Here is a 4554-nt window from a genome sequence, read left to right as displayed (position 1 = left end):
ACGCCTCCACTGGCGCACCCCCGCCGAAGCCCTCGACAAACTACTATCCGACCAGTCAAAACCACCCGGTGTTGCAACCACCGCGTGAATCCGCCTGGGTTCACCAGCCGTATTCGGGCGGGTAACCCGTAATTTGATGGGTGAACCCATCAAATGTGGCTCTCCTGCTCGATGTGTGGGTGGTCGTTCGTTCAACTCGGCCGGGGTGCGCGGGCAGCTGTGGAGTCTCGGCGCGATCGCGGCCGGACCGGTCGTCGAGCGGGTTCGGGGAGCGCTACCCACCTGATTCGACCAGCCAGACTCCCCAGTCCGGGTGGATACGTCGCGGTGAACGACCGGGCGCGGTGACCTTACGCACCCCTCGACCATCGCGCGGCGGCGTGTCGTGGTCGAACGGTGCAATGGGATCAGACGAGTGTCGGTTGGGTGTTGCCGGCTTCGGTGATGCCTCGGCGCATGTCGACGCGGACGAGGAGGACGAGGCCGATGACGAAGAAGAGGCCGAGCGCGACGATGGCAGGCCGGTAGGAGCCGGTGATTTGGTGGACCAGGCCGAAGACGAGGGTCCCGAGCCAGGAGGTTCCGCGCTCACCAGCCTGGTAGAGGCTGAAGTACTCCGCCTCGCGGCCCTTCGGGATCAGCTGGCTGAAAGCAGACCGCGACAGCGCCTGAGTACCACCGAGGACGATACCGATCGCCACCCCCATCGCCAGGAAGGGCGCGATCTGCTCCGCCGGCAGCATGAAGCCGGCGATCACGATCAGCATCCAGAACACCAGCCCGCCCATGATCGTGTTCTTGGTCCCGAACCGCCGCGCGAACCGCCCGAACGCGAGTGCCCCGAAGAACGCGACGAACTGCACCAGCAAGATGGTCGCGATCAGGATCTGCGTCTCGAACCCGAGCTGCTTCTCGCCGTACGTCGACGACACCGAGATGACGGTCTGGATCCCGTCGTTGAAGAACAGGTACGCGACCAGGAACAGCAGCGTCATCGGGTAGGTCCGCATGTGCTTCAGCGTCGCCGCCAGCTGACCGAAGCTCTGCCGCACCAGATTGCCGCTCCGCACCGGTACGACGCTCACCGGCGGCCGGTCGCGCAGCTTCAGATACGGGATGAACGTGAACGCACCCCACCAGAGTCCGGCGGACAGCAGGCTGAGCCGGACCGCCGTACCTTGGCTCATGCCGAGCGCATCGTGCGCGGTGACCACGGCGAGGTTGACCGTGAGCAGGATGAAGCCGCCCAGGTAGCCGAAGGCCCACGCGCGCGACGAGACGTCGTCCCGGTCGTCGGGTGGCGCGATGTCGATCAGGATCGAGTCGTAGACCACCAGCGACGACCCGAGACACAGGTTGCCGATGAACAGCAGCAGCGCCCCGAGCTCCCACCGGCCGCCGCCCACGAACACCATGCAGCAGGCGGCCAGTGCGCCCGTCCACGCGAAGCCGCACATCAGCAGCTTCTTCCGCGCCATCCGGTCCGCGATCGCGCCGACCACCGGCAAGAACAGTGCCGACACCAGCGTCGCCACCGTGACGACGTAGAAGGCGAGGGAGCCGGGCGAGATGCCGAGGCCCAGTACGTCGAGGTTGGTGTGGCACGGCTTGTCCGTCGTACCGACGTATCCGCAGGCGGCGGTCTCTGCGACCGAGGTCAGGTACGGCGCGAACAGCACCGTGCCGACGGTGGTGACATAGCCGGAGTTGGCCCAGTCGTAGAGGCTGAACCCCCAGTACTCCCGCTTGTCGACCGCCGCCGGGGCGGAGAGAAGTCCCATGCGGAGGAGTGTGTCAGGTCAGAGGGACGAAGCGACGTACCCGCGGATAACACTTCAGTGCCCGATTACTACCACTGGCCGCGCTCGATCAGAACGTCGCGGAGGAGGTCGGTGCGGTCGGTGATAAGGCCGTCGACGCCGGCGTCGAGCATCCGCCGCATCACGGCCGGATCGTCGACCGTCCAGACGTGCACCTGCTTGCCTCTGGCATGCGCCCGCCGGATCAGCCCGGGCGTCAGTACTTTGAGAGGGCCGTAGCGTTCGGGGATCTGCAGGCAGGCTCCGCTCGACATCAGCGCGATCGGGAGGAACCGGATCAGCGCGGTCTCCCAGTCGCCGTACCCGGTGCACAGACTCGGCCCGAGTTCGCGGCGGATCCGTCGTACGCGCGATTGGGAGAAGGACGAGACGCAGACCCGGTCGATCGCGTTGGCCGCGCGCAGCACGTCGGCGGCGGGCTTCAGCCCGTTCTCGGCCTTGATGTCGAGGTTGAACTTGGTTTGCGGGAAGTGCTCGAGCAGTTCGTCCAGCCGGGGGATCGGCTCGTGGCCGTTGATTTTGGCCTTGCTGACCTCGGACCAGGGGAGCTCCGCGACCACGCCGGTGCGGTCGGTGACACGGTCGAGGCGGCTGTCGTGGAAGGCGATCACGACGCCGTCGCTGGTGGCGTGGAGGTCGGTCTCGAGGTAGCGGTAGCCGAGCTTCACCGCGTGTTCGAAGGCGTGCATCGAGTTCTCGTAGCCGATGTTGTCCGGATGCAGCGCGCCGCCCCGGTGTGCCATCGCGATCGGCCCGTTGTGGTCGAGGTAGGGATACACGAGGTGAAGTATGTACCGTTTGAGTGGTGACGGTACTCAGCCCCCGCCCCGATCTGTGGACCCTCGATCCCGACGTCCTGCACCTGAACCACGGCTCGTACGGCGCCGTGCCGCGCCGGACGCAGGAGGTGATGGCTGCCCTTCGTGCCGAGGCGGAGGCCAACCCGATGCTGTGGTTCCGCTCGGTGGCGGAGCGGCTGGCTGTGTCGCGGTTGGAGCTTGCCGCATATCTGTCGGCCGACCCTGCCGGCTTCGCGCTCGTCCCGAACGCGAGCGCCGGAGTCACCGCCGCGCTCGCAACTCTGCCGATCGCCGCGGGCAGCCGGATCGTCCTGACGAATCATGCGTACGGCGCTGTGTTGTACGCCGCTCAGCGGTTCGCCCGGGCTCATCAGGCCGAGGTGGTCGTGGTCGACGTACCGCTGGAGGCTGATGACGAGACGATCGTGTCGCTGATCGCGTCCGCGCTGGACGGTGCCGCCGTACTGGTGGTGGATCAGATCAGCTCGGCGACGGCGCGGGTGTTCCCGATCGCTTCCCTGGTCGAGGTGTGCCATTCGTTCGGCGTGCCGGTCGTCGTCGACGGTGCGCACGCGCCTGGGCTGATCGATGCGCCGGCGGCGGATGGGGCCGACTTCTGGACCGGCAACTTCCACAAGTGGCCGGCGGCGCCGCGGGCGACGGCTGGTCTCGTGGTGGCGGAGAAGTGGCGGACGGCGACGCTGCCGTTGATCGTGTCTTGGTCGGAGCACGACGAGCGCTTGCCGGAGCGTTTCGACATGCAGGGCACGTACGACTACGCCCCCTGGATCGCGGCGCCAACATCGCTGCGGGTGCTGGAGGAGTTGCAGTGGCCGGTACGGCGGTCGCAGCTCAGCGGCCTGCTGGACGAGGGTGCGCGGCTGGTTGCGAAGGCGCTCGGGACCGGGGTCGCCGAGGTGGGACAGCCTGCGGCAACGATGCGGCTGGTGGAGCTGCCGTCGTCGGTGGACCTGACGGCGGCGGAGGCGTTGAAGGCGTTCGTGTCGCGGGAGCTGAAGGCGGAGATCACGCTCACCGGCTTCGATGGCCGCGGGTTCATCCGGCTGTCGGCGCATGCGTACAACTCGCTGCAGGACTACGAGAAACTGTCGGAGCGCCTTCCTACAGTGCTCGCGTGAATGACATCCAAGGCTCCTACGCCACCGTTGCCGCCGACTACCACGAGCTCCTGAAGGACAACCTGCAGGAAAACCCGTACGACCGCGCCGCCCTCGATCTCTTCGCCTCGCTGGTCCCGGAGGGGCCGGTGGGTGATCTCGGCTGTGGGCCTGGCCGCATCACGGCGTACCTCGCGTCGCTCGGGTTGGATGCCTTTGGCATCGATCTGTCGCCGGAGATGGTTGGCTTGGCGCGGGCGACGTACCCGTCGTTGCGGTTTGAGGTCGGTACGCTTTTCGACCTTGATCTGGAGGACACCGAGCTGGCTGGGGCACTTGCGTGGTATTCGCTTGTCCACACGCCACCAGAGGACTTGCCGGCGGTTTTCGCCGAGCTCTCTCGAGTGATTGCAGCGGGCGGCTACCTTCTCCACGCCTTCAAGGTCGGCAGCGGGATTCATCACTTGGACCACGCCTACGGTCACGAGGTCGACCTTGACGTCTACTGGTACGACCCGGCCGACATCACCGACTTGCTGACCGAAGCCGGGTTTGCCCAGGTTGCGATGCTGACGCATGCTCCGCTCGAGCACGAGAAGCAGCCTCAGGCATACGTGCTGGTCCGCAAGCCTGTGTGAGCTCGATTGGTGCGGGTTGGCTCGCGTTCAAATGGAGGTAATGGCCGCGGGCTCCGCTGCGTGATGGTGCTAGTCGGGGTGGTGGGCGTCAAGGGCGCCTCCTTCGTCGGCGTCGCTGCGCGATCTTCGACCCTTGACTCCCACCACCCCGACCAGGAAGGACGCAGCTATGCGAAGC

4 protein-coding genes are annotated in these 4554 nt (G+C 66.6%); 2 read left to right on the top strand and 2 right to left on the bottom strand.

What is annotated here, in order from left to right; translation table 11 throughout:
- Nucleotides 1-407: 407 nt before the first annotated feature.
- Together EV646_RS38685 and EV646_RS38680 are read right to left on the bottom strand one after the other, a co-directional pair.
- Nucleotides 408-1781 (bottom strand): MFS transporter, encoded by a 1374-nt coding sequence (locus EV646_RS38685; protein WP_132157827.1) that lies wholly within the window; start codon nucleotides 1779-1781, stop codon nucleotides 408-410.
- Between the two features lie 68 nt (nucleotides 1782-1849).
- Nucleotides 1850-2599 (bottom strand): glycerophosphodiester phosphodiesterase family protein, encoded by a 750-nt coding sequence (locus EV646_RS38680; RefSeq protein ID WP_199237538.1) that lies wholly within the window; start codon nucleotides 2597-2599, stop codon nucleotides 1850-1852.
- 26 nt (nucleotides 2600-2625) lie between these two features.
- Between EV646_RS38680 and EV646_RS38675 the strand changes: the two genes are divergently transcribed.
- Both EV646_RS38675 and EV646_RS38670 read left to right on the top strand, forming a co-directional pair.
- A complete protein-coding gene (locus EV646_RS38675; protein ID WP_132157825.1) occupies nucleotides 2626-3759 on the top strand; it encodes an aminotransferase class V-fold PLP-dependent enzyme in 1134 nt (377 codons plus the stop codon).
- Nucleotides 3756-4376 (top strand): class I SAM-dependent DNA methyltransferase, encoded by a 621-nt coding sequence (locus EV646_RS38670; RefSeq protein WP_132157823.1) that lies wholly within the window; start codon nucleotides 3756-3758, stop codon nucleotides 4374-4376. The genes EV646_RS38675 and EV646_RS38670 overlap by 4 nt, the downstream gene beginning before the upstream one ends.
- Nucleotides 4377-4554 lie beyond the last annotated feature (178 nt).

The organism is Kribbella antiqua, assembly GCF_004345665.1.
GTDB lineage: Bacteria > Actinomycetota > Actinomycetes > Propionibacteriales > Kribbellaceae > Kribbella > Kribbella antiqua.
Note: the sequence above shows the minus strand (reverse complement) of the source record. Positions and strands in the feature narration are given on the sequence as shown.

Coding starts and splice junctions, on each gene's coding strand:
- EV646_RS38685 (WP_132157827.1), bottom strand. CDS start 1,781: ATGGGACTTCTCTCCGCCCCGGCGGCGGTCGACAAGCGGGAGTACTGG.